Origin of the sequence: Nocardia sp. NPDC057272 (assembly GCF_042668615.1) — a bacterium.
Lineage (GTDB): Bacteria > Actinomycetota > Actinomycetes > Mycobacteriales > Mycobacteriaceae > Nocardia.
Window position 1 is genome coordinate 68,000 of the sequence record NZ_JBHUYK010000018.1, and the last position, 22,644, is coordinate 90,643.

At 67.8% G+C, this 22,644-nt stretch carries 24 protein-coding genes; 16 read left to right on the forward strand and 8 right to left on the reverse strand.

The features are described 5' to 3' along the window. The first annotated feature begins 78 nt into the window (after window positions 1-78). From ACFULV_RS22990 to ACFULV_RS23025, 8 genes are all read left to right on the forward strand, one after another. A complete protein-coding gene (locus tag ACFULV_RS22990; RefSeq protein ID WP_378659845.1) occupies window positions 79-819 on the forward strand; it encodes an IclR family transcriptional regulator in 741 nt (246 codons plus the stop codon). Window positions 820-1,142: 323 nt separating this feature from the next. Then, entirely contained in the window at window positions 1,143-2,225 is a 1,083-nt protein-coding gene (locus tag ACFULV_RS22995) for an ABC transporter substrate-binding protein (protein WP_378659848.1), read from the forward strand. Beyond that, complete coding sequence (locus tag ACFULV_RS23000) at window positions 2,222-3,085, forward strand: ABC transporter ATP-binding protein (RefSeq protein WP_378659851.1); 864 nt, start codon at window positions 2,222-2,224, stop codon at window positions 3,083-3,085. Before ACFULV_RS22995 ends, ACFULV_RS23000 begins: the two co-directional genes overlap by 4 nt. Then, on the forward strand, window positions 3,078-3,974 hold the full coding sequence (locus ACFULV_RS23005) for an ABC transporter permease (RefSeq protein WP_378631271.1): 897 nt from the start codon (window positions 3,078-3,080) through the stop codon (window positions 3,972-3,974). The genes ACFULV_RS23000 and ACFULV_RS23005 overlap by 8 nt, the downstream gene beginning before the upstream one ends. Window positions 3,975-3,987: 13 nt before the next feature. Beyond that, on the forward strand, window positions 3,988-5,328 hold the full coding sequence (locus ACFULV_RS23010; protein WP_378659854.1) for an LLM class flavin-dependent oxidoreductase: 1,341 nt from the start codon (window positions 3,988-3,990) through the stop codon (window positions 5,326-5,328). Window positions 5,329-5,436: 108 nt separating this feature from the next. Further along, window positions 5,437-6,372, forward strand: coding sequence for a TauD/TfdA dioxygenase family protein (locus ACFULV_RS23015; RefSeq protein ID WP_378659857.1), 936 nt, complete (start codon window positions 5,437-5,439; stop codon window positions 6,370-6,372). Window positions 6,373-6,466: 94 nt separating this feature from the next. Then, window positions 6,467-8,059, forward strand: a complete 1,593-nt coding sequence (locus ACFULV_RS23020) for an FAD-binding protein (protein ID WP_378631266.1) — start codon at window positions 6,467-6,469, stop codon at window positions 8,057-8,059. Then, window positions 8,056-8,394: a 4Fe-4S dicluster domain-containing protein gene (locus ACFULV_RS23025; protein WP_378659860.1), complete on the forward strand. Its 339-nt coding sequence runs from the start codon at window positions 8,056-8,058 to the stop codon at window positions 8,392-8,394. The genes ACFULV_RS23020 and ACFULV_RS23025 overlap by 4 nt, the downstream gene beginning before the upstream one ends. Here the strand turns inward: ACFULV_RS23025 and ACFULV_RS23030 are convergent. Continuing rightward, window positions 8,384-9,103 (reverse strand): 2'-5' RNA ligase family protein, encoded by a 720-nt coding sequence (locus ACFULV_RS23030; protein WP_378659863.1) that lies wholly within the window; start codon window positions 9,101-9,103, stop codon window positions 8,384-8,386. The genes ACFULV_RS23025 and ACFULV_RS23030 overlap by 11 nt on opposite strands. 185 nt (window positions 9,104-9,288) lie before the next feature. Here ACFULV_RS23030 and ACFULV_RS23035 point away from each other — a divergent pair, with 185 nt between their 5' ends. Further along, window positions 9,289-9,630, forward strand: coding sequence for a hypothetical protein (locus tag ACFULV_RS23035; protein ID WP_378631261.1), 342 nt, complete (start codon window positions 9,289-9,291; stop codon window positions 9,628-9,630). Here the strand turns inward: ACFULV_RS23035 and ACFULV_RS23040 are convergent, their stop codons facing one another. Beyond that, complete coding sequence (locus ACFULV_RS23040) at window positions 9,631-10,032, reverse strand: YybH family protein (protein ID WP_378631260.1); 402 nt, start codon at window positions 10,030-10,032, stop codon at window positions 9,631-9,633. Between the two features lie 78 nt (window positions 10,033-10,110). Then, a complete protein-coding gene (locus ACFULV_RS23045) occupies window positions 10,111-10,677 on the reverse strand; it encodes a hypothetical protein (protein ID WP_378659866.1) in 567 nt (188 codons plus the stop codon). A 784-nt stretch (window positions 10,678-11,461) separates the two neighbouring features. On the opposite strand from ACFULV_RS23045, the gene ACFULV_RS23050 reads away from it, so the two are divergent. From ACFULV_RS23050 to ACFULV_RS23070, 5 genes are read left to right on the forward strand one after another with little or no spacing between them, the layout of a single operon-like run. Beyond that, window positions 11,462-12,994 carry a condensation domain-containing protein gene (locus tag ACFULV_RS23050; protein WP_378659869.1) on the forward strand — a complete coding sequence of 511 codons (1,533 nt, stop codon included), beginning with the start codon at window positions 11,462-11,464 and terminating at the stop codon, window positions 12,992-12,994. Window positions 12,995-12,998: 4 nt separating this feature from the next. Further along, the gene (locus tag ACFULV_RS23055; protein ID WP_378659872.1) at window positions 12,999-14,318 is read left to right on the forward strand and encodes a glycosyltransferase; all 1,320 of its coding nucleotides are present in this window, start codon (window positions 12,999-13,001) and stop codon (window positions 14,316-14,318) included. Continuing rightward, complete coding sequence (locus tag ACFULV_RS23060; protein WP_378659875.1) at window positions 14,315-15,262, forward strand: ATP-binding cassette domain-containing protein; 948 nt, start codon at window positions 14,315-14,317, stop codon at window positions 15,260-15,262. Before ACFULV_RS23055 ends, ACFULV_RS23060 begins: the two co-directional genes overlap by 4 nt. Window positions 15,263-15,282: 20 nt before the next feature. Continuing rightward, window positions 15,283-16,119: an ABC transporter permease gene (locus ACFULV_RS23065; protein WP_378659878.1), complete on the forward strand. Its 837-nt coding sequence runs from the start codon at window positions 15,283-15,285 to the stop codon at window positions 16,117-16,119. Window positions 16,120-16,128: 9 nt separating this feature from the next. Then, window positions 16,129-17,502, forward strand: coding sequence for a hypothetical protein (locus ACFULV_RS23070; RefSeq protein ID WP_378659881.1), 1,374 nt, complete (start codon window positions 16,129-16,131; stop codon window positions 17,500-17,502). Window positions 17,503-17,513: 11 nt separating this feature from the next. Here the strand turns inward: ACFULV_RS23070 and ACFULV_RS23075 are convergent, their stop codons facing one another. From ACFULV_RS23075 to ACFULV_RS23095, 5 genes are all read right to left on the reverse strand, one after another. Further along, window positions 17,514-18,887 (reverse strand): FAD-dependent oxidoreductase, encoded by a 1,374-nt coding sequence (locus tag ACFULV_RS23075; RefSeq protein WP_378659883.1) that lies wholly within the window; start codon window positions 18,885-18,887, stop codon window positions 17,514-17,516. Window positions 18,888-18,980: 93 nt separating this feature from the next. Further along, the gene (locus ACFULV_RS23080) at window positions 18,981-19,361 is read right to left on the reverse strand and encodes a hypothetical protein (protein ID WP_378631248.1); all 381 of its coding nucleotides are present in this window, start codon (window positions 19,359-19,361) and stop codon (window positions 18,981-18,983) included. Continuing rightward, entirely contained in the window at window positions 19,351-19,653 is a 303-nt protein-coding gene (locus ACFULV_RS23085) for a hypothetical protein (RefSeq protein WP_378659886.1), read from the reverse strand. The genes ACFULV_RS23080 and ACFULV_RS23085 overlap by 11 nt, the downstream gene beginning before the upstream one ends. A gap of 48 nt (window positions 19,654-19,701) precedes the next feature. After that, on the reverse strand, window positions 19,702-20,505 hold the full coding sequence (locus tag ACFULV_RS23090) for a HEAT repeat domain-containing protein (protein WP_378631245.1): 804 nt from the start codon (window positions 20,503-20,505) through the stop codon (window positions 19,702-19,704). A 222-nt stretch (window positions 20,506-20,727) separates the two neighbouring features. Next, window positions 20,728-21,615, reverse strand: coding sequence for a TetR/AcrR family transcriptional regulator (locus ACFULV_RS23095; RefSeq protein WP_378659889.1), 888 nt, complete (start codon window positions 21,613-21,615; stop codon window positions 20,728-20,730). Window positions 21,616-21,709: 94 nt separating this feature from the next. Here ACFULV_RS23095 and ACFULV_RS23100 point away from each other — a divergent pair, with 94 nt between their 5' ends. After that, entirely contained in the window at window positions 21,710-21,952 is a 243-nt protein-coding gene (locus ACFULV_RS23100) for a CsbD family protein (protein WP_378659892.1), read from the forward strand. A 106-nt stretch (window positions 21,953-22,058) separates the two neighbouring features. Continuing rightward, window positions 22,059-22,628: a hypothetical protein gene (locus tag ACFULV_RS23105; protein WP_378659895.1), complete on the forward strand. Its 570-nt coding sequence runs from the start codon at window positions 22,059-22,061 to the stop codon at window positions 22,626-22,628. Window positions 22,629-22,644 lie beyond the last annotated feature (16 nt).

Genomic DNA, 22,644 nt, shown 5'->3' on the forward strand with positions numbered 1-22,644 from the left:
GCACCGGTGCGCCGAATCATTGCGCCTGGACAGCGCGGTGGCGATAGTTCTCGGCACGTCGTCGACCAGGAGGCCGCCATGACCGCGACCGAACCACCCCGTTCCGGCGCACAAGCCGTCGACCGAGCCGTGTACGTGTTGAACTGCTTTCAGGGCGGGGACCCCGAATTGTCGCTGAGCGAATTGGCGCAGCGGGCCGGGCTCCCGGTGAGCACCACCTTCCGGCTGGCGCAGGCGCTGGTGCGCGGCAGGCTGCTGGAGCAGGACCCGGCAACCGACCGCTACCGGATCGGGCACGGACTGGCGTGCCTGGCCCGTCCCGCGCTGTCACGGCTCGGGCTCGACGACGCGGCGCCGCACCTGTACGCGCTGGCCGCCGGCATCAAGATCACCGTCAGTCTCAGTGTCGCCGATGCCGACGAAGCCCTCACGGTGTTCCAGGCCCGGCCACCGATCCACTTCTGCCACAACCAGATTCCGCAGGAGCGGCGACCGCTGAGCACCAGCGCCGTGGGTCACGCGCTGCTCGCGCATGCCTCGGTGGGACTCGACCGCGGCAACGGCGAACTCTTCGACACCATTCGCCGACGCGGGTTCGCCATGGAGGAGATCGACAGCGACGAACCGATCCGCGCGATCGCCGTGCCGGTCCTCGGTCCGGATCGGCAGGTGTGGGGCGCGCTCGGTGTGCAGGCGCGCGCGGTACGTCTGGATCGCGATCTCGTTCGTGCCGTACTGCCCGCCATGCACCAGATCGCGGTGCGTATCGGTCCCTATTTCCATACCGCGGCCGCAGGTGAGGGATTCGACGCACCATGATTTTCACGATGTGGAAACAGTATTGCCGAGTCGTTATCTGTTGACGCACTATTGAATACAGGCGGCGTCCCCTACGCCGATCCCGCTCACGAAAGTCTCTTCATGATCGAATCCCCCGCGCTCGTCCGCCGCCGTACGGTGGACTTGATGCGCCTGTCCCCCGGATTCTGTCGCAGCTGAAACAGCGGCGGCATTCCTCCGTCGCCGATCTCCACTTTCTCTCATACCCCGTTGATCCGCCCTTCGTGTGCGGATCGTCGCGGCGTGCGCCCCTGGTGGCCCGCCGCGTGGTCCTCCCACGCCGTAGAAAGAATTCGCGAACCATGTTGTCCACTACCTTCCGACGACGTCCGCTGCGTGCGCTCGCCGCCGCGCTCGTCGCACCCGCCGTCCTCGCGGTCGTCACCGCGTGCGGCGGCACCGATGCGGTGACGACCGCCGACGGCAAGACCGTGCTGCGCTACCAGGGACAGACCGGACAGGTCACGCCGTACGAGCTCGCCGACAACCTGGGCTACTTCACCAAGATCAGCTTTCAGTGGGAGGGCGACACCACCAGTGGCCCGGCCAACATCCAGGCGGCCGCCACCAAGCAGGTCGAATTCGGTAGCGCGTTCAACGGCGCGGTGGTCAAGCTCGCCGCGGGCGGCGCGCCGGTGCAGGCCGTGCTCAGCTCCTACGGCTCCGATGCCAAGTCGTTCACCGGTTACTTCGTGCGCGACAACGCCGGCATCACCAACGCCCGTGACCTGATCGGCAAGAAGGTCGGCGTCAACACCCTCGGCGCGCACCACGAGTTCGTCACCCGCGAATGGCTGCACCAGCAGGGCCTGAGCGAGGCCGAGATCAAGCAGGTCCAGCTGATCGTGGTGCCGCCGGTCAACACCGAGGAGGCGCTGCGCAGCGGTCAGATCGACGTCGGCGCGCTCGGCAGCGTATTCCGCGAGACCGCCGTCGAGCGCGGAGGCCTGCACCCGCTGTTCACCGACAAGGACATCTTCGGCGAATTCGATTACGGCACCTACGTTTTCCGCAAGGACTACATCGCGCAGAATCCCGAGGCCGTCAAGGACTTCGTGCAGGGCACCGCGCGTGCCACCCGCTGGCTGCAGCTCACCCCGCGTGATCAGGTCGTCGCCAAGTTCACCGAGATCATCAACAAGCGCGGCCGCAACGAGAACCTCAAGTTGCTCGACTACTGGCGCAGCCCCGGCCTGCCGGTGCCCGGCGCGGTGATCGCGGACAAGGAGATCCAGATCTGGATCGACTGGCTCGAGCGCAACGGCGAACTGCCCAAGGGCAAGATCGTCGCCAAGGACCTGTTCACCAACAAGGACAACCCTTACGCCAACGGCACCTACCAGCCGACGAGCGGCCCGACCGGAGAGGTGGTGGCCGCGAAATGACCGGCACCCCAGCCAAACTCGCGTTGCGATCGGTGGGCAAACAGTTCGCCGTGCGCGGCACCGACGAGAAGTTCACCGCCATCGACGACATCTCCATCGAGGTCGAAGCGGGCGAGTTCCTCGTCCTGGTCGGGCCCAGCGGCTCCGGCAAATCCACGCTGCTCGATCTGCTCGGCGGGCTGAGCAAGCCCAGCTCCGGACAGATCCTCCTGGACGGGGCCCCGATCACCGGTCCCGGCCTCGACCGCGGTGTGGTGTTCCAGCAGTACGCGTTGCTGCCGTGGCGCACCGCCCGCGCCAATATCCAGTTCGGCCTCGAAGCCAAGGGCATCGCTCGCAAGGAACGTAAGGCGATCGCCGAGCACTACCTGGAGCTGGTCGGGCTGGCCGGCTTCGGTGACCGGTACCCGCACGAATTGTCCGGCGGCATGAAGCAGCGCGTGGCGATCGCCCGCAGCCTGGCCTTCGATCCCGAGGTGCTGCTGATGGATGAACCATTCGCCGCACTCGACGCGCAGACCAGAGAGTCGCTGCAGGACGAACTGCTGCGGATCTGGCGCACGACCGGCAAGACGATCCTGTTCATCACCCACGGCATCGACGAGGCGGTGTACCTGGGCCAGCGCGTCGCGGTACTCACCTCGCGTCCCGGCCGGGTGAAGGCCGTGATCGATATCGACATCGACCGCAGCGGCGATATCGATGTCCGCTCCAGCGAACAGTTCCGCGACTACCGCCATCGGATCTGGACGGAACTGCAAAGCGAGGTGAGCCGGGCCCAGCGCCTCGAACTCGCCGCCGACGACAGCACGGCCGCCGCGTCGGTCGCGTCCACCGACAGGAGTCCCGCCCATGTCTAGCGCCGTCCCCCTGCTCGTCCGCCCCGTCGAAGTCGCCGCCGCCGAACCCGCCGCACCGCCGGTTACCCCCGTCGCGGCGCCCGCTGCCCGTTCCGCGCTCACCCGGGCGGTCGGCTCGGCGGGTAACGCGCTGCTCCGCATCGCCAAACCACTGCTCGCTTTCGCGCTGCTGCTCGGCGTGTGGGAGTTGGCGCCACGGTTCGGCCTGGTCGACGAGGTTTTCCTGCCGCCGTTCTCCACGGTGGTGCAGGCCTTCTTCGAGTTGGCGGGCAACGGCCAGCTGGCCGAACACACCTCGGCGAGCCTCACCCGCTCGGTCACCGGCTTCTCCTTCGCGCTGGTGATCGCCGTCCCGGTCGGCATCGCCATCGCCTGGTACAAGCCGGTATCGGATTTCCTCAATCCGGTGCTCGAACTGTTCCGCAACACCGCCGCGCTCGCGCTGCTGCCGGTGTTCGTGCTGATCCTCGGGATCGGCGAGACGTCGAAGATCGCCTTGATCGGCTACGCCACGTTCTTCCCGATCCTGCTCAACACGATCACCGGCGTGCGCACCGTCGACCCGCTGCTCGTGAAATCGGCGGTATCGCTGGGCTTCTCGCCCCTGCGGTTGTTCCAGAAGGTGATCCTGCCCGCGGCGATCCCGTCCATCTTCACCGGCATCCGGATGGCCGCGGCGGGCTCGATCCTGGTCCTCATCGCCGCCGAGATGATCGGCGCGCGAGCCGGTTTGGGCTATCTCATCACCGCCGCGCAGCAGAACTTCCAGATTCCGCAGATGTACGCGGGGATCGTCGCGATCTCGCTGATCGGTCTCGGTTTCAACTTCGCCCTCGTCGCTCTGGAACGCCGGCTCTCGCGCTGGCGCACCTCACCGACCAACGCCTGATCAGGAGATCACCATGGCTCGCAAGACTTTCCACCTGAACGCCTTCCTGATGGGCGTCGGCCACCACGAGGCCGCGTGGCGCCATCCCCGCACCGACGAACAGCGCGTCCTCGATGTGCGCCACTTCCAGGAGCTGGCCCGCATCGCCGAGCGCGGCAAGCTCGACTCGGTGTTCTTCGCCGACACCCTCGCCGTGGGCCCGCGCATCGAACGCAACACCCTCACCGTGTTCGAACCGATCACCCTGCTCTCGGCGATCGCCGCGGTCACCGAGCGGATCGGCCTGATCGCCACCGCGTCCACCAGCTACAACGAACCGTTCAACCTCGCGCGCAAGTTCGCCTCGCTCGACCACATCAGCGCGGGCCGGGCCGGGTGGAACATCGTCACCTCCGGCAATGTCGACGAGGCCTACAACTTCGGGCTCGACGCGATACCCGAGCACGCCCGCCGCTACGAACGCGCCGAGGAGTTCGTCGACGTGGCGCTGGCGCTGTGGGACAGCTGGGAAGCCGAGGCGATCGTGCTCGACACCGAGACCGGCGTCTTCGCCGACCCGAGCCGGGTGCACACCCTCGACTACGCCGGCGAACGCTTCCGTGTGCGCGGGCCACTGAACTCCCCCCGTGGACCGCAGGGCCGTCCGCTGCTGGTGCAGGCCGGGTCCTCGGAATCGGGCAAGGAGTTCGCCGCGCATCGCGCCGAAGCCGTGTTCACCGCCCAGCGCACCCTCGACGAGGGCGTGCGGTTCTACCGCGATCTCAAGTCGCGTCTGGCGAAATACGGTCGCGCACACGACGACTTGAAGGTGCTGCCGGGCCTGGTGCCGTTCATCGCCGACACCGTCGAGGAGGCCAGGGCGCTCGAGCAGGAGTTCACCGATCTGATCTCGCCCGATTACGCACTGCGCCAACTCTCCTCGATGCTCGGCGTCGACCTCACCGCACACGCGCTGGACGCGCCGTTGCCGCCGCTGCCCGCCGAGAGCGAGATCGAGGGCGGCAAGAGCCGGTTCACGCTGGTCAAGCAGCTCGCCGAGAACGAGGACCTCACGGTGCGTCAGCTCATCGGCAAGCTGGGCGGCGGTCGCGGTCACCGCACCTTCGCCGGCACCCCCGAACAGGTAGCCGATGAAATACAGAGCTGGTTCGACGCGGGCGCGGCCGACGGGTTCAACATCATGGCGCCCTACCTGCCCGGCGGCCTGGCGGAATTCGTGGACCGCGTGGTGCCCATCCTGCAGGAACGCGGACTGTTCCGCACCGACTACGAATCCACCACGCTACGTGGTCATTACGGCCTCGCCCCGGTGCAGAACCAGTTCGCCGAGCAGGACTCACGGGTGAGCGCCTGATGCGCGCCCGCCGACTCGATATCGAGTTCATGCGGGTGGTGAGCAGTTCCTGTCGGGGATGAGGACTCCCGCATCCCGACACCAGACTTCCCACGAAGGACCACCGACATGACCACCATCGAAAACCCCAGCGTCGTCACCGCTCTCGAGATCACCCCGGTCGCGGGCCACATCGGCGCCGAGGTGACCGGCGTCGACCTGCGCGAGGAACTCGCCGACTCCCAGGTCGACGAGCTCACCGCGGCGCTGCACCGGCACAAGGTGCTGTTCTTCCGCGACCAGCAGATCGGCCACACCGAACAGATCGCGTTCTCCCGCCGCTTCGGCGCGGTCACCCCGTCGCACCCCTACGACGACGACGCGCCCACCGAGCACCCGGAGATCCTCGCTGTCGACAGTCGCCTCTACGAGAAGAAGTTCGGTCGCAAGAAGTTCAGCTACACCAACCACTGGCACACCGACGTCTCGCCGCTGATCAACCCGCCCGCGGCCTCGATCCTGCGTGCCGAGATCGCACCGGAGACCGGCGGCGACACCCAGTGGACCAACCTGGCCGCGGCCTACGCCGGGCTGCCGGAATCGCTGCGCACCTTCCTCGACGGACTGCGCGCCGAACACCGCTTCGGCGGCCGGATCCCGCCGTGGGAGGCGGGCAGCGAGTACGCCCGCAAGATCGCCGCCGCGCCGCTGGTGACCGAACACCCCGTCGTGCGCGTCCACCCGGTGACCGGTGAGCGCGTGCTGTTCGTCAACCCCGGCTTCACCACCAGGATCCTGGGGCTCACCCCGCCGCAGAGCGATGCCCTGTTACAGCTGCTGTTCGACGAGATCTCCCATCCCGCCTACACCGTCCGCTTCCGCTGGACCAAGGGCTCCATCGCGTTCTGGGACAACCGCGCCACCGCGCATCTGGCCCCCAGCGACCTCGACCACCTCGACGTCACCCGGGTCCTCTACCGCACCACCCTCGAGGGCGACATCCCGGTCGGCGTCGACGGCCGGTCGTCCACCCCGATCGCCGGCGCGAAGTTCACCGGCGCCTGAGAACCGTTGCGGTGCCCGCGTCTTCGATACGGGCACCGCATCCCCGGCCCTCGGTGGCCATCACCTCCCCGCGCGACACACACAGGAGCACACAATGACCGAACCGTGGCACACCAGGACCGACGTGCTCGTCATCGGCGGCGGTCCCGCGGCATCCTGGGCCGCGATCCACGCCCGCGAGGCAGGCGCCGAGGTGATCCTGGTCGACAAGGGCTACTGCGGAACCAGTGGCGCCACAGCACCTTCCGGCACCGGCGTCTGGTACGTCGCACCCGAGGCCGAGGCCCGCGCCAACGCGAAAGCGAGCAGGGAAGCCCTCGGTGGCTACCTCGCCGACCACTACTGGATGGATCGCGTCCTCGATCAGACCTACGTCAACATGAACCGGCTCGCCGTCGAGGGCCGCTACCCGTTCCCGGTCGACCCGGCCACCGGTGCGCAGTTGCGGACGGGCGTCCAGGGGCCGGAGTACATGCGCCGGATGCGCGCGTGGCTCACCCGGCTCGGCGTCCAGGTCCACGACCACTCCCCCGCGCTGGAACTGCTGGTCGACGAAGCAGGCGCGGTGCGCGGTGCGGCGGGCTACCAGCGTCAACTCGACCGGGATTACCGGATCACCGCGGGAGCGGTCGTCCTCGCGACCGGTGGTTGCGCGTTCCTCTCGCGTGCGCTCGGCACCAACGTCGACACCGGTGACGGCGCGCTGATGGCGGCCGAGGCCGGCGCGCGATTCTCCGGCATGGAGTTCTCCAATGCCTATGCCATCGTGCCCAAGGGTTCCACCATCACCAAGACCGCCTACTACGGCTATGCCACCTTCTTCGGCGAGGACGGCAGGGTGCTCGAGGAGGCGGGGTCGACGAAAGGCCGCTCGGTGATCGCCCGAACCCTCCTGCAGGAGAAGGTGTTCGCCCAGCTGGACCGCGCGGACGAGACCGTGCAGGCGCAGATGCGGGTCGGTCAGCCGAACTTCTTCCTACAGTTCGACCGGCGCGGGATCGATCCGTTCACCGACCGCTTCGAGATCGACCTGCTCGCCGAGGGCACGGTGCGCGGCACCGGCGGCATCGACGTGGTCGACGACGACTGCGCGACAACGGTTCCCGGCCTCTACGTCGCCGGGGACGCGGCCACCCGCGAACGCATCTGCGGTGGTTTCACCGGGGGTGGCAGCCACAACGCCGCGTGGGCGATGTCGTCGGGAAGCTGGGCCGGCACGGGCGCCGCCGAACACGCTGTGACAGCGGCCCGATCCACCGGTGCGGTGCACGGCATCGGCGGAGTCGGCCTGCGCCCCGGCGACGCACCGTCGGTGACCGCGGCGGAAGTCGTCGCCGCCGCGCAGGACGAACTGATCCCCTTCGAGAAGAACTACCTGCGCCACGGTGACCGGATGCGCCCCGCGCTGGCTCGCCTCGACGAACTGTGGGACGCCGCGGCAGCCGGTCTCGGCGGCGGAACCGGCGACGAGCGGGTCAGGGCTCGGCAGGCGGCGGCGATCACCGCGGTCGGACGTCTCATGTACCGATCCGCGTTGGCGCGCACCGAGACTCGCGGCATGAGCAAGCGCGCCGATCATCCCGACCTCGACGCGGCCCAGCATCATCATCTGCACTCGGGTGGTCTCGACCGGCCGTGGGTCGATCCGTCGGACGCCCGCAACTCGGGTCTGGCGGTGGCGTCGTGATCGAACTACTGCGCGCGCAGGACTGCATCGGCTGCGACAAGTGCGTGAGCGCCTGCCCCACCAACGTCTTCGACCGCGTCGACGGCGGGATCCCGGTTATCGCACGGCAATCCGATTGCCAGACCTGCTTCATGTGCGAGGCGTACTGCCCCACCGACGCGCTCTACGTCGCGCCCGAGGTGACCCCGCTGCCGCCGGACGCGGCGGTCCCCACCGAGCACATCGGTCGATATCGGGAGAAGCTCGGATGGGGACACGGCCGCATCGCCGGGGCCCAGCTCGCGGTGGGGCCGCGGCTCCCGCACGGCGCGCCGCCGCCGCGGCTCAGCTCCTGAACGCGGCCGCTGTCGGCTGCCGCAGCGGACCGAACAGCGGGTCGTCGAACACGCTCCGCTCGACGACCGGGTCCGGCTCACGCAACAGCTCGGCCGTGCTGATGTCGGACCAGTCGTATCGTCCGTCCTCGCACTGCATTTCGACCATCGAGACCGCCGAGACGGTGTCGTCGAGGGCGAAGTCGGCGAACCCGTCCTCGGCGAGCGCGGTGCGGATCTGGTGCACCGGTGACGGGTGGGTCACGTGGGCCAGTGCCAGGTAGGGACGCAGCGGCTCCCCGAAATCGGGGATCCGCTCGCGGATCCACACATCGGTCAGCGCGTCGGTCAGATCCGCGCGCACCCGCAGCAGTTCCTCCGACACGGTGACCGGCAAGCGGATCGTCTCAGCGGTGACCTCGGGCGGCCCGAAGGCGAGCTGGAACGGCGCGAGCTCGGCGAGCAGGTCGCGGGCACCCGCCACCAGCGCCGCCAGGTGCACCCCTTTGACCCCGTCGGCGAACCCGATGCCCTGCACGCCGATCCGCAGCCGGGCGGCGTCGACCTGTTCGAGTCCGGGCAGGCGTGACAGCGTGGGCGCGAAGATCTCGACCAGCTTGTCGGCGACCGGCTGGGTCGGCATGATCTGCCAGTTGTAGAACGAACGACCCGGCGTCCACCCCGGACGCCACCACCAGCGACTGGCAACAGTCATTTCGCTCGCGATCATCGTGCGCCACCTCCCGATCTCGGCCGACCCGCGGGGTGAACACCCGGCTGGCCGGTCGTCCGCCCGACACGATCGGCACCGATGCTGCGATGCCAGCTACCTCACAGCGACGGTATTCCCGGTGTGATCGGCGGGCAACCTGGTGAGACCGTTCCGTTGTGTCTTCGACGCACTACACTGACGGCATGCCTGTTCGACGGCTGATCACGCTCTCCGCGTTCGCCCTCCTGCTTCCCCTCGCTGTTTCCGCGTGCACGATGACCGGACCCGGTACCACCTCCGAATGCAGTGTGAGCGGGTGCACCGTCACCTTCGATCGTGGAGTGAGCGCCAAAGCCTCGGTTCTCGGTATCGACGTGGAGCTCGTCGCGGTGAACGGTGACATGGTCACCTTGAGCGTCGGCGGTCAGCAGATCACGGTTCCGGTCGGCCAGTCGCAGGCCAGCAACGGCACCGATGTGCGGGTCAGCGAGGTGACTGACGACAAGGTCGTCGTCGTCTTCGCGACCGGCCTGAACCCGAACTGATCATCCGGGCACGTTCGCCCGTTCTCCCGGTTCGCTGACCACCCAGGGCGCGTTCGGTTGATCCAGAATCCACCGCCAGCTCCCGTCGGGTTGTCTGCGCGCCACCTCGACGGTCGCGCCGGTGCCTCCCGGCAACCGCGACGACGTCAGCGCCAGATCGCCCGCGAGCAAGGCGGGCGCCTGGTGCCCGGGCTGGAACACCGGTCGATCGGCGACCAGTCGCGCGTACGCCGCCCGTATCTCGTCCACGCCCGTCGCGACGACACCGTCGGGCAGTGCGAGCACCGCGTCGGACTCGTACAGCTCGACGAGTCCGTCCACATCACCGGCGTTCAATCGCTCGACCACCAGCCGACTCAGATCCTCCGGGCGCTGCGCACGTTCGCGCATCTTCTCGGCCATCGCCACCCTCCCTCGACTCGGGTTGTGCGACAACGGTAACGCCGGGGTCCGACATGAATCGGACACTCGGCACGGGGGTCAGGGGTGGTCGTGCATCGTCACCTCGAATCGGTGCCAATTCCCGTCATAGGGGGTGTAGACGGGCTGATATCCCGCACCGCCGTGATCCGGCGGCGGAGTTCCCGGTGGGAAGTAGGCCAGACCGCCCACGATCGCCATGTCATCGATAGTGAACTGGCACCCGCCGTCACTGGACCTGACCCGGTCGGTCCGAATGACACCGAACCACTCTTCCTCGGATTCCCGGCAACTCTGCGCGGCATCGGTCATCGCGCCGGCCGATATCCACCACCCGACTTTCTCCGGCACCCCGAACCACACCAGACCCAGCCCGGCGATCACCACTACCGGCGCGACAGCGACGGCTCGATACTCCCGATACCGAGCACACCCGATCGGCGCCAGAATCATCCAGGACAGCCCGCAGGCCAGCAGCATCACTACCGCGAGAACCCAGCCGAGAACGTCGATGTGCGTGGCATCGACCACCACCATCACCACAATCGCGACCATCGCGGCCCCGGTGGTGACCCACATCGCCACCGACCATCGCCGCGGCACCTGAACCGTCCCCGCCGTCGTCATCGGTCCACTCTACGATCGGCGAGCACCCGCACTGATGGCGAAACCCCCGGAGGCCAACGGCCTCCAGGGGTTTCACAGACACCACGTGATGTCAGCCGATCACAGCGGCGGGAATCCCGACGATCCGGTCGCCATCCAGTTCCAGAACTCGGTGACGCGGTTGAGGACCAACGCCATGATGTCGAGGGCAGTGCTTCCCATTGTCTTCCTTCACATCCGAACGAACACTTCGCGCGTTCACCATAGCAACCGGCATCGAGTGAGCAACGTTGTGATAACGGACAGATGACAGCGCCCATGATGGTCTCCGATGACGAGCCCGACCGCCGTGACCGGATAAATCCGGCAGGCGATCACCGGATGCACCGGTCGCCATATAGCGAAATGCCCATATGAATCGCGCCAGGTGAACGCCAGGGAAACGCACCTGCACAGACGGCTGCCGACAGTGTGATGGTGCCTACAAACATCATCCCATCCGGAATGAACAAAATATCTACAGACAATCACGTACCCGAATACACGCTTTTCCAACCCTGATGCAGGACAGGTGAATCCATGCCTCGATCGCGAATAGCAGCAGGCGGCAGAGTTTTGTTCAGCTAAACCGTGATGCCCATCACGATGCCGCTCTCAGCGGATTCACATATACGATCAATCTCGCCGCGGCTTCACGGAAATGTTTTCACCGCCGAAGTTCAACGCATCAGGTGACACAGTGCGGTGTTCTCCTCCCCCATCCTTCCGCCGCTTCGGCATGCATTCGTCACGAGGTGAACCGGTCATGGAATACACCCACCTGTCCGAATTCGAAATCCGTTCAGGCGCTTTGTCGATGTGGACGCCCGAGCTCGCCGCCGACGCGTGGCAGCCCGATGATCGCCCGCTCACCAGCGTGCACGCCGGTTACTGCGCGAGCGTCGATCCCACCGATCCGCTGCCCGGTCGCGGGCGCTGGATCGGCACCGTCTTCGAGATGGACGCCCCGCTCGACGGTCCCACCTGGCGCGAGACGTTGCGGCGCTGGCATGCCAGGCACGAGGGTCTGCGCACCACGGTGACCACCGCATCGGCGGGCGAGCCACGCAGACTCGTCGCCGCGCCCACCGCCGTCGATATCGCCGAACAGCCCATCACCGGATGCACCGACGGTACCCGGATCAACGAATTCCTCCGCGGCACACTGGAAGAGCGCCTGTCGCCACTGGTGTGGCCGCACTGCCTGGCCGCCACGGTCGAGCACGCCGACACCGCAGACTTCACGGTCCTCGTCGCGGCCGATCACTCCGTGATGGACGCCTACGCACAGGCCATCCTGATCCTCGAACTTCGCACGCTCTACCGCGAGGTCATGGCGGGCCAGGAGTCGCGCGAGTCGGTCACCTTCGGTAGCGCGGCCGACTTCGCCGTCCTGGAGCGCGCGAGCGCGGCCGAACTCGGTCCGGATTCGCCCGCGGTCGCGACGTGGCGCGATTTCCTGGCCGACGGTGCCATGCCGCGCTTCGCCCCGCAGGCCCAGCGGCCCGCGCGCGCGGATCTGCCCCAGCCCAGTGTGTCGCGACGGCTGCTCGATCTCCCCGAACTCGAGCAGGTCGAGGCAGTTCTCGACCAGGTGCGGCACCGGATGTCGGTGGCGGTGTTCGCCGCGCTGGCGGTGGCCAATCAGCAGCGGTTCGGCGCGGACCGGATGCGTACCGCGATGCCGATCGCGACCCGCCCCGATCTGCGCTGGCTGGAGTCGATGGGCTGGTTCGTCAATGTGGTCCCGGTCGATATCGCGCTCACCCCCGGTGTCGGCATCGCCGGAGCCATGGATCTGGCGCGGGCCGCGCTGCGTCGTTCGCGCACCGCCAACGACGCCTCCTGGTCGCGCGTTCTCGACCTGCTCGATGTCGCCGAGACGCCGCGTTTCGGCATCTCCTTCCTCGACATCCGCGTCCTGCCCGGCTATGAATTGGTCGCCGACCTGCGCGGACGGACCTTGCGGGCCGAGTCGTACTCGGCCGACGAGGTGTTCCTGTGGGTTGTGCGCGCCGCCGACGGCCTGTATGTGTCGACGCGGTATCCCGCCGGCTTCCCCGCCGAGGTCATGGACGAGTTCCTGACCGCGTTCGGTCAGGCACTGTCGTCGATCACGGCCGCGGTGCACGCGGATCCGGCGGTCGACCAGGGTGGCGCCGGCCAGCCCTCCGCAGCGGTTCCTGCGGGTGCGGTGGCCGACAGACTGTCGCCGTCGCCCATGCCGGAAGCACCGCTGCCGAGCGATGCGCGAGCACTGCGAGCCGACACGCTGCGTGTCGCCGTGCAGGCGGGGTGAGCGGATGCGCCCACTGTTGGCCTTCACCGGCAGCCGAGGAGACGCCCAACCCGGCATCCTGCTGGCTCGTGCGCTGCGCGAGCGCGGTCACGACGTGACCCTGGCGCTCGCACCGAACCTCGTCTCCTTCGCCCATGACCATGGGATTGCGGCGGTGCCATTCGGCTGCGATACCGCCGACCTCTTGGTGGCGCAGCGCACCGATCGACGGTTCACCAGCCACGATCCGCGCGCCCGGCTACGGGCGCTGTTCGATCTGCAACGGCGTGGAGTGCCCGAGCAGCTTCACGACCTGCGCGCACTGGCACCCGGGCATGATCTGGTGGTCGCGGGGATGGCAGGCGAGGAAGTGGCCGAGTCGGTAGCGCGGGCACACGGACTGCCGTTCGCGGCGGTGCACTTCTTCCCGATCCAGCCGAACACTGCGGTCCCGGTCGCGCCGGTGCGCTGGGCGGACCGACTTCCCGGGTTCGTGCACCGATGGGGGTGGTCGCTCCTGGCCCGGGCGCGTGCGGCCGCGCTGGCTCCCGTTCTGCCGAGCGGGCCGCCGCCCGCTCGGGCGGCGACAGCGTCCTCGGTAGCGTCCGCCGAAGGTGGGGCGACTGCGCGAATCCAGGCCTATGACCCGCGGCTGTTCCCTGGTGTGCGGCAGCAGATGCCGGGCCCGTTCACGGGATTCCTGACCGATGTGGACGGATTCCTCACCGGTGTAGCAGGTTTCGCGAGCCACGCACCTGCCGCCGCCGCGGCCGGGGCCGAGGATCTCGATTCGTGGCTCGATGCGGGAACCGCGCCGATCTATGTCGGGTTCGGTTCCATGGATGTCGGCGATCCGGCTGCCTTCGTCGCGATGGTGCGCGAGGTGTGCGCCCGGCGGGGCCGTCGGCTGCTGCTGGCGACTGGCTGGGCGACGATCGATCCGGGATTCGAGGATGCCGTCGCGATCGTCGGTCAGGTCGATCACGCTCGGGTACTGCCTCGTTGCGTCGTGGCCGTGCACCACGGCGGCGCCGGGACGACAGCGGCCGCACTGAGAGCGGGTGTGCCGCAGGTGATCTGCTCGGTCCAGGCCGACCAGCCCTACTGGGGCCAGGCGTTGCAGCGACTCGGTCTCGCGGCCACGAATCCCGCGAAGAAACTCACCGCCGAACGCCTCGACGCACTACTCGATCAGGTCTCGCGTCCCGACGTGGTCGGGCGCGCGGCGTCCTGGGCCGCCGGTTTCCCCACCGACGGTGTCGAGCGAGCCGCCGATGCCGTCGAGGCGCTGCTGGGTTCACCGGACGCCCCTGAACTGCTCCATTCCGCCGGGAGGCAACTGTGAGTACCGACATCGCCATCCGCACCACCGGTCTCGGCAAGTCCTACGGCGATTTCACCGCCGTCGGCAGCGTCGACCTCACCATCGCGGCGGGGACCGTCTTCGCCCTGCTCGGCCCCAACGGCGCGGGTAAGACCACCACCGTGCGCATGCTCGCGACGCTGGTCCGTCCCGATCGCGGCTCCGCCGAGATCTTCGGCTACGACATCGCACGCGACGCGACCGCCGTGCGCTCGATGATCGGGCTCACCGGCCAGTACGCCTCGGTCGACGAAACCCTCACCGCCGGTGAGAATTTGCGGCTGTTCGGGCGCTTGCTCGGGCTGTCCCGCCGTGATGCCGCACGCCGCAGCGTCGAACTGCTCGAGGAGTTCGAGCTGTCGAAGGTCACCGACCGGCCGGTGAACCAGTTCTCCGGTGGTATGCGGCGACGGCTCGATCTGGCGGCGACGCTGATCACCGATCCGCCGCTGATCTTCCTCGACGAGCCGACCACCGGCCTGGACCCACACACCCGCGACAAGATGTGGGGCGTGATCCGGCGTCTGGTCGCCCGCGGCGCGACCGTTCTGCTCACCACGCAGTACCTCGAAGAGGCCGACGCGCTGGCCGACCGGATCGCCGTCATCGACCGCGGGACGATCGTCGCCGAGGGCACCGCGGCCGAACTGAAGTCCTCCATCGGCGATCAGGTGTTGCGCCTGGAACTCGCCGACCCCGCCCAGTCCGCCCACGCGGAGGCCATCATCGTCGAGCTCACCGGCGAGGCGCCCGAAGGGTCGTCGGCGGGCATGCTCACCGTCGCGCTCACCGACGCGGGCGCGGCCGCCGATATCGTCGCCGCCTGCCGTGGCGCGGGTATCGCGCTGCGCGGGTTCGCTGTCGACCGTCCCGATCTCAACGAGGTCTTCCTCGCGCTGACCGGCACCGACCGCGTCGCCGCCTGATCCGAAAGACCGAGGCCACCATGACTGCCACCATCGCCGAGATCACCGTCGAGACCACCGCGGCACCGACGATCGACCGCCGCCCCCGGATCACCCATGTCAGCCTGCGCGCCTCGCTGTTCCAATCGCTGATGATGGCGTGGCGCGGTCTGCTCACCTTCCGGCACAGCCCGCAGTTGCTCTACGACGCGCTGCTGCTGCCCATCGTGGGGCCGTTGCTGTTCGGCAGCATCTTCGGCACCGCCATCGCGGGCAGCATGCAGGCCTACCTGCCGATTCTGATTCCCGGCGTGCTGGTGCAGATCGTGCTGACATCGTCGGTCGCGACCGGAGTGCAACTGTCCGAAGACATTCGGTCCGGGGTCTTCGATCGGTTCGTCGCCATGCCGATCGCCCGGTCCGCACCGGTCGCCGGAGCCCTGCTGGCCGGGGCGACCCGGTATGTCATCGCCGCGACCACGGTGGTGATCGTGGGGTTCGCGATGGGATATCGGCCCGATCATCCGGTCGGGTTCGTCGCCGGTGCGGTGCTCGTGGTCCTGGCCACCACCGCGATCAGCTGGCTGTTCGCGTTCATCGGCGTCACCGTGTCGAGGCCCGCCGCGGTCCAAGGTATGTCGATGCTGGTGCTCACCTTCCTGAGTTTCGCGTCCAACGCCCTGGTGCCCGAGTCGGCGATGCCGACCTGGCTCCGCTACGTCTCCGACTACAACCCGGTGTCCTACCTGGTGTCCGCGGTGCGCGGGCTCGCCGAGAACGGCGTCGTCGGCACCGACGCCCTGTGGTCGGTGGTGGCCTCGCTCGTGATCGCCGCCGTCTTCGCGCCCCTGACCGTCCGCACCCTGCGTGCTCGCTGAGGAGTTCTGATGACACTCACCATGTCGACCCCGCCCGTCATCTCCCGGGTCGGTGTCAACCGGCTCACCGCCGATGACGACCTGTTCCTCAAGCTGCACAGCCTCTACGGCAACGCCCTGGTCAATCAGCTCGCGTGGCGGTTCGACGAGCCCCTCGACCCTGAACTGCTCGCCCGATTCCACACCCGGTTGGCCCAGGGTTTCCTCGCCCGGCGCGTGCAACCGGCCCGGGTACCGTTCGCCCGCCCCTACTGGCTGCCCGCGACGGAATCGCTTCCGCTGGGCTGGGATTCGGTGCCCGTCGCCGACGAGGAGATCCTCGACTGGTACTTCGCGCAGAGCCGGGTCGACTTCGATCCCGAGACCGGTCAGGTGTGGCGACTGTCCGCGGCGCCGACCACGGCGGGCGGGACGCTGGTGTCGCTGGTCACCTCGCATGTGGCATCCGACGGCGGCGCGGTGCTGTTCGCCGTGGGCGACGCACTGGCGCGGCTCGGTGAGACTCCGGACGTGACCACGGGTTCGGGCCTGCTTGTCGGGACGCAGCCGCGAAACACCCTGGGTGCGAATGTCATCGACGCCGGTCGACAGCTACGCGCGGTCGCACACGGGATTCGCGCGGCGATCGCCACCCGTGGCGTGATCGAGCCGGACCGCAACAACCGCCCCGTCCTCCCCGAGCTTCCCCTCCCGACCCGGTGGTCACCGGCCGATCTGGTGGTCCAGCTCGATCTCGCGGAGTGGAACGCCGCCGCCGCACGGCATTCCGGCACCACGAACGGTCTCCTGATCGCGCTGGGCGCCGGTGTCCTCGGCCGCAGCGGGCGCGTGGGCGACACCGCCGACATCCGCGTCGACATCCCCCATTCGATGCGCACCCCCGACGACCCCCGCGCCAACGCCACCACCGGCCTGCCGATCTCGGTGACCTACCGCACCGGCGAACGCATCGACCTCGCCGCCGTTCGCTCCGCCGTGAAGCGCGCCGCCACCGCCTACCGAGACCCGGCCACCACCCCCGCCCTGCAACACCTCCAGCCGTTGCAGATGATCCTGCCCCGGTTCGTCCTCCGCCATTTCGCCCGCACCGCCAAGGCACCGGAATGCCTGTGCACCAACCTCGGCGAAACCGCGAGTGCCGTAGCCGATTTCGCGGGACATCACGCCTCGGCGGTCCTCATGCGCCCTGTCGTCTGCACCAACGACACCGCCATGTTCCGCCGAGTGGAGGTAGGAGTGAATCTCTCCTTCTGCACCGATGGCCACACGGTCACCTTGGCGATCACCGGCGCCGACCCCGACAGATTCCCCAGCCGCAGCGCCCTGCGCGAGGTGCTGACGGCAGAATTCGAGTCGTGGGGCCTCATCCCCCGCTTCTGGTGACTCCCGCGCGGTCAGTGACCCGTTGCCACCGCACGCACAGCCGCGCGAGCGGCGACGAGGACGGGGTCCCACACCGGTGAGAACGGTGGTGCGTAGCCGAGGTCGAGCGCGGTCACCTGCTCCACGGTCATTCTCGCGGTGAGCGCCACAGCCGCGATGTCGATTCGCTTGGCGGCGCCGGTGTAGCCGACGATCTGCACGCCGAGCAGCCGGCCGGTGCGGCGTTCGGCGAGCATTTTCACCGTCATGGGTTCCGCGCCGGGGAAATACCCTGCGCGGCCGGTGGATTCGATGGTGACGGTGTGGAATTGCAGACCCGCGCGCCGCGCGTCGTCCTCGCCCAGGCCGGTTCGTGCCACCTCGAGGTCGCATACTTTGCTCATCGCGGTGCCGACCACGCCGGGGAAGGTGGCGTATCCGCCGCCGACACCCGATCCGATCACTTGCCCGTGTTTGTTGGCGTGGGTGCCGAGTGGAATGTGACGCAGCGTGCCCGACACCAGGTCCAGCACCTCCACGCAGTCTCCGCCTGCCCAGATGTCGTCGTATCCGCGCACGCGCTGGGCGAGGTCGGTGAGCAGACCACCGCTCTCCCCCAGGGGAAGCCCGGCCCGACGCGCCAGCTCGGTAGCCGGTTGCACGCCGATCCCGAGCACGACCACGTCGGCCGGGTATTCGGTGTCGGCGGTCGTCACGGCGCGGATCTTGCCGTCCTCCGATGTCCGCATGCCGGTGACCTCGGTACCGCGAACGACCCGTATTCCCATCCCCTCCATGGCTTTTCGCACCCGCGCACCCATATCCGGATCCAGGGTGGACATGGGTTCAGCGCCCCGAGTGACCATGGTGACCTCGAACTTCCGACGCACCAACGCCTCAGCCATCTCGACACCGATGTAGCCCGCACCCACCACGACGGCTCTGCGCCCGCCGGCAGACTCCAGACCTTCGATCAGCGCCTGCCCGTCGTCGAGGGTCTGCACCCCGTAGACGCCCTCGGCGTCGATACCGGGCAGTGGCGGCCGGATCGGTGTCGCCCCCGTGGCCAACACGAGCTGGTCGTAACCCGTCCACGCCTGGGCCCCGGTGTCGAGATCCCGAGAAAGGACCCGTCGCCCGACCGGATCGATCTCGATAGCCTCGGTCCGCATCCGCAGGTCGATGTCACGAGCGCGATGTTCGGCCACCGAGCGCGCGATCAGATCGTCGGCATCGGCAACATCACCGGCCACCCAGTACGGAATCCCGCACGCCGAATACGAGGAATGCTGCCCCTTCTCGAACACCACGATCTCGAGCTCACCGGCATCGCGCAATCTGCGTGCCTGCGACGCCGCCGCCATCCCCGTCGCATCCGCCCCGACAACCACCATCCGTGCGCCCATGTCACCACCGTACGAGAGCTGGTCGTGGTTTCGGCCACCAGCACCGCGAGTCGCCGGTTCCGCGAGTTCCACGGACCAGGGCCGTCGAAGATCCTATGAGTTGCCGGATCCACCTGCGCCCAGGCGGGTTCCCTGGCGTTCCAACCACTCCCAGATCAGCTCAGCGGCCGATTCACCGTCGCGCAACGTTGTCGATGCCAGTTCGTCGCGGGAATCGGGTGAGCGGATCTCGAGGTAGTAGTCGGTGTCGCTGTGGCGGTAGGTCTGGATGAATTCCGGGTGATCGGGGCGGGATACCGTCATGAACGGGCCGCCGCGACTGTATTTCAGCTTGCTGATCCAATAGCTCAGCTGGGTGCGGGTGAGCGTGGTCAGGGTGCGCCCGCCGACCGTCACGTCCAGATTTCTGTGTATCGTCGGCGCTGTTTCCGGTAGTACATCGACCCACTCGTGGCCGGTTTCGTCATTCTTCATCCGGATACCCCCAGTCGAAAGCCACGCGGGCCTGCGGGACGAGCGCTGTCACCCGACGGGTGAGGCGGTCTTCGAAAGCCTCACTCCAGCGGAAGAATCCGCTGAAGATCACCGGGTAGTCCGAGTCCGCGCGGACGAACAGACCGTCTTCGGTCTCCCCCATCCAGACGAACACCTCGTCTTCCAGCCGCTCGTCCTTGAAAACCTCCACGAGCAAGTCGGTCATTCCCACCCACTCGCGTTCGTTCGCGAGCCCCCGAACAGTCAGGGCGACATCGATATTCACTGACACCGGACGAGACTATCGCCCGCCACCGACAACGTTCCTCGCGCTGAGCGCTCAGGATTCGCGCGCGGCGATCGCGGCTTGGATTCGGCGTAGCGTGCGCAGGCCCTTCTTCGCGGCGACGCTCACCATGCCGTCGAAGACGGTCGAGCCGCGATCGTTGGCCATCAGTCGTTCCAGTGTCGGCACGGCGCGGTCGTCGCCGGTCGAACCGAGGGCGACGGCCGCCCAGTACCGCTTGTCGGGATCGTCGCCGGCGGCCGCCTCGATCAACCTCGGGATGATGCCGGGAGCGAACTCCGACAACGCACTGGCGATGTAGCCGATGCGGTAGTAGCGGCGGTTCTCGAATTCGTCCCAGAGCGCTGCCAGTGCCGCGTCGCCACCGATCATGCCGAGGGCTTCGGCGGTGCGTTCGCGCATTCCGCTGATCGAGTCCTGCAGCAGGGGCGCCAGCACCGGGACAACCGATTCGTCGCCAAGGGCGCCGAGGGCGATCACCGCTTGGTCGCGGGCGATGTCCTGTGGGTGGTCCAGCATCGCGACCAAGCCGGGAACCGCCTCACGGATGCCGAGCGCCGCGCAGCCCATCGCCGCCCATGCCTGGCAGTTGTAGCGGGTGTCGGCAAGCGACGCGAGCAGGGGTTCACGCAGGGTGTCGTCACCGAAGACCTCCGCCCGGTTCAATGCCCTGCTGTAGAGCGACCGGTGGTAGTCGGGATAGTCGCGCACGAGCGCGCGCAGTGTCTCCTTGGCGGACGTATCGCCGTCCTCAGCCCGCGCGAGCAGGTGGCGCAAGTTTTCCTCGCGGGTCTCGAGGTCGCCATCTTTGAGTAGTCGCACGTCAGCTGGGTTCACCGCCCAACGGTACCTGGCAACTCGCCGGATCCTCGACACACCGCAGGTCACGGCACCTGGCCTCGACACCGACCCCTTCACGAGGTCACTGAGTGAAGTAGATGAGCACCACCGTGGAGACGACCAGAAACAACACGGCCCAGGCGACTTGCGACAGCACCGCGATCGTCCCCAACCGACAGCGCGACGGTTCCCGCAGGGCGCGACATCGTCGCACACCACTCACGGGCGTTGTCGAGCGCGACGCATCGCTTCGAGGCGGTCAAGCAATACCTCGAGGGATTCCTCGAACTCATCGGCCGCACGATTGGCTGCCAGGTGGCTCTGCAGGCGATAAACGTTGGGGTAGTCGGCCAGCTCCGATGATTCGTGCTGTCCGGGCTCGGCAGTGGTGATCGGGCTCAGCTCGACCCCCATGGTCGCCACTTCGAGGAGGAGGTGGCCGAGCAGGAAGGTCGCGAAAGACCGATATACCTGGACTGCCTGACGGTCGTCGAAGCCATAGTGAAGCATGGTATCGAGGAAGGATTCCATCCAGTTCAGGCTGCGCAACGGCGGGCAGAGCCAGGGCGCCTGCGGCGGGCTCGAGGCCATCAACGGGAAGACCTCCGGATGCTCGATCGCGACGCGGCGCACGCCGTGCGCGAGGCGCTGCAGGTACCCCTGCCAGCTGCCGCCCTCTTCGTCGGGCTCCATCAGGTTCTGCTCGTAGAGCTGGTCGACGAGGTGATCGATCACACCTGCCAGCAGGTCGTCACGCCCGGAAACGTACCGGTACAGGGCCATGGCTTCGACGCCCAGCCACGAGCCCAGGCGGCGCATCGTGAGATGTCCCAGGCCTTCCTGATCGATCAGCGCAATCGCTGATTCCAGGATCAGGACCCGGTCCAGCCGTGTGGGCCGAGTGCCCGCGTCGGATGGACGGTTGTCGCGCAGCTCGGCTCCCGAGTCGATCGTGTCTTCGCTCAGGGCAGAGCTCCTGTCAAAATCTTCGGGCCCTGGTCTTCCAGCACGCCACCACAACCCCAGAATACCGGGAATGTCCCAGCTGGTTTCAGCACACCCTGGCAGGCCGCGACCGAAACGAAGGTTTACAAGGTAAACGGACATATGTTTATCTTGTAAACGGCAGCCGTGGAGCTGTCGCACCCCGAGTTGCGCTCGCGTCACACGGGGAAACATTGGGCCTACGGAAGGGACAGTCGTGTCTGACAACGACAGTGGAGCAGAGGCCGGAGTCAAGGGCGTCGTCGAGGGTGTGAAGGGCAAAGCCAAGGAGGTCGCCGGCGCCGTAGTGGGCAACGACTCCTTACAGCGCGAAGGCCGTGCACAGCAGGACAAGGCCGAATCCCAGCGCGAGGTCGCGGAGAAGGAAGCCGAGGCGGAGAAGGCACGGCTCGAAGCATCGGCCAACGAAGCACGTCAGCGCGCCGCCGAGCAGGACTGACAGCTCGTGGTAGCGGGCTCGGCCGGTTGAACCGGCCGGGCCCGTCGGCCCAGCAATAGGAGTCGTGGTGGCACGAGCCACTCGGTCGGAAATGAGGAGTGACACCATGGAAAGGCCTGCGATGCTGCGGTTGGACAGCGCTGCGAGAACGACGCCCGGCTACTCCGACCGACAATGGGCTGTGCGCGAGGCAGTACTGAAATGGGCACACAACGAAGACCTCCTCGACAACCCGCTGCCGGTGCTCGGCGCCTTCGTCGTCGGGGCGTCGGTCTGCTGGCCGGGTGAATCGCTCACCGAGGACGAGGTAGTTCGCGCCTCGCTGTGGTTGACGAGGATGGGGCTGTTCAACTCCATCGATCTCGACCCGGCATTCGGTCACCGCGCAACCATCTACCGCCCGCGGATCACCGCCGAAGGAATCCGCGTCGCTCGCGGCCCCGGTGGAGTTCGCGGCATTTCCTGGCCAGGCACCACGATTCGCCCGCCCGGTCGGCCGATACCGCCGCCGCGCGACCTCACTCCTCCCCCGCAACAGATCGGGTCGACGACCGCGCATCAGCGGATGGGCCCCGATCCCGACGGCAGCGACTATCCGGGACATGTCGTTGTCGCGCCCGCAGACCCGCACCGGCTCAGCAACGATAGCGACGGGATCGGATGCGACGCCGGGTGATCTCCGGTGACGGCAG